Annotated in this window: 2 protein-coding genes and 1 pseudogene; 1 reads left to right on the top strand and 2 read right to left on the bottom strand. The window is 43.6% G+C overall.

Annotated features, from left to right (window positions below; all coding sequences use genetic code 11):
- A pseudogene (ligA, locus tag F6K49_RS46450) lies at positions 1–397 on the bottom strand (NAD-dependent DNA ligase LigA); the annotation flags it as partial.
- A gap of 204 nt (positions 398–601) precedes the next feature.
- Between ligA and F6K49_RS46445 the strand changes: the two are divergent.
- Positions 602–1,048, top strand: coding sequence for a tellurite resistance TerB family protein (locus F6K49_RS46445; RefSeq protein WP_075897576.1), 447 nt, complete (start codon positions 602–604; stop codon positions 1,046–1,048).
- Positions 1,049–1,201: 153 nt separating this feature from the next.
- Here the strand turns inward: F6K49_RS46445 and F6K49_RS46440 are convergent, their stop codons facing one another.
- Complete coding sequence (locus F6K49_RS46440) at positions 1,202–1,606, bottom strand: hypothetical protein (protein WP_293109222.1); 405 nt, start codon at positions 1,604–1,606, stop codon at positions 1,202–1,204.
- Between the last annotated feature and the right edge of the window lie 86 nt (positions 1,607–1,692).

Raw genomic sequence — 1,692 nt, 5'->3', positions numbered from 1 at the left:
GTGCTAATGCTGAACCGTCAATTTTGAGTTCACAAACGTATTCAGTATTGAGTCCTGAGTCTTGGGAAATATCACCAGAAATATGACGCTGCCATCGTTCTTGCCATTGATTAAATTCCTCAAGGTTAAAGGCATTATCCAGACTATAGAGTGGGATATTGTGGCGCACGGAAACAAAACCAGTAGCTGGTTTCTCTCCTACCCGCTGGGTTGGACTATCAGAAGTTACTAACTCAGGATACTCTGTTTCCAGCTCTTGCAGTTCCCGGTAGAGTTGATCGTAGATGGCATCTGCCATGATGGGATTGTCCAGGACGTAGTAGGCATAACTAGCTTTTTGCAACAGTCGCCGCAGTTCCTGAATTCGCTGGTTGACGTCGGGGGTTACTGGTGCCACAGGGGTGATTATCCTTGATGGAGATTCACTCTAGTTTATCGTTCAGATTAACCAGATTAACCAGATTAACTATAGCCCTGCTTGAGGTGAAACAGAAAACTTTTGTAAAGTCTACTCACAAGTTCAGTATTTCCACTAATTCCGTTTGCGGTCACTAATGTCATCTTGGTATTAACTAAGGTACTTTTCCAAGAGACAACAACAATGGGTCTGTTTGACAAAATTTCAATTAGTCGTCAACACAGCCAAATAACACTCGGACCAGCTGAAGCCTTTGCTGCGATCGCATTAACTGCTGGTGCTGCTGACGGATACGCGACTAATTCTGAGGTTCAAGCCATTATTACTGCCTTATCTCGAATGCAGCTGTTTAGGAGCTACTCAGCTGATGTAATGGCAAGAATGTTTGAACGACTTTTGATGCTCCTGCAGCGGCAAGGTTCTGATCCTCTTCTTAGTGGAGCCCTGAAATCACTCCCCCATGAACTACAAGGAACAGCCTTTGCGATCGCCACTGATATTATCTTAGCAGATGGAGAAATTACCGATGATGAAGAAGAGTTTTTGAACGAGCTTTATCATGCTTTAGAGATATCAGAAGAAACGGCGGTAAATATTATAGACGTAATGTTAATTAAAAATCAAGGGTAATAGGATTTTTAATTAATTACTAATTTTGACAAAACTGGCTAAATCTATTCAGTAGAGGGTTGACTGTTGAAAGTGAGCCCTCTACTGTTAATTGTGATATTATCTAACTTGTGATCACCTGGAACTTGATAGAATTACTAACAGATTCAGGTTCTAGTATGGCAAGGGTATTACGCAAGAACCAGTCAAATCACTGTATTCGGTTCCCCCAGGACATTGGCAAATGCTCGGATAGCCACACACATTGATGTCTGCTGTGCAAATACCCTGAGGTGGGATTGAAAACTTGCCCTCAACAGGTTCTCCAGGACCGTCTGCCAAACGAATGTCTTCGATGATGCACTTGCCGACAGATGCATCATAGGAATATGGAGGCGGGCACTGGCAAAAGCTAGGATTGCCACAAGGATTGATGTCGCGAGTACAGGGCACAGCAATATCAGCCAGATTTAGTACACAAGGGCCAATGGGCTGTGCGATCGCGCCTGGTGCGCTACTTAAAAACAGTTGTGCCGCTACTAACGGGGGGACAGAGCGGGTATAGCCATTGTGTAGCAAGGGATACAGCAGATGAAGGAAAAAAAAGATAGGTCAAATATAGTCATGCTGACCTATCTAGCAAAAATGATAGCTAAACCATACCA

The sequence above is a fragment of the Moorena sp. SIO3I6 genome (genome assembly GCF_010672095.1).
Note: the sequence above shows the minus strand (reverse complement) of the source record. Positions and strands in the feature narration are given on the sequence as shown.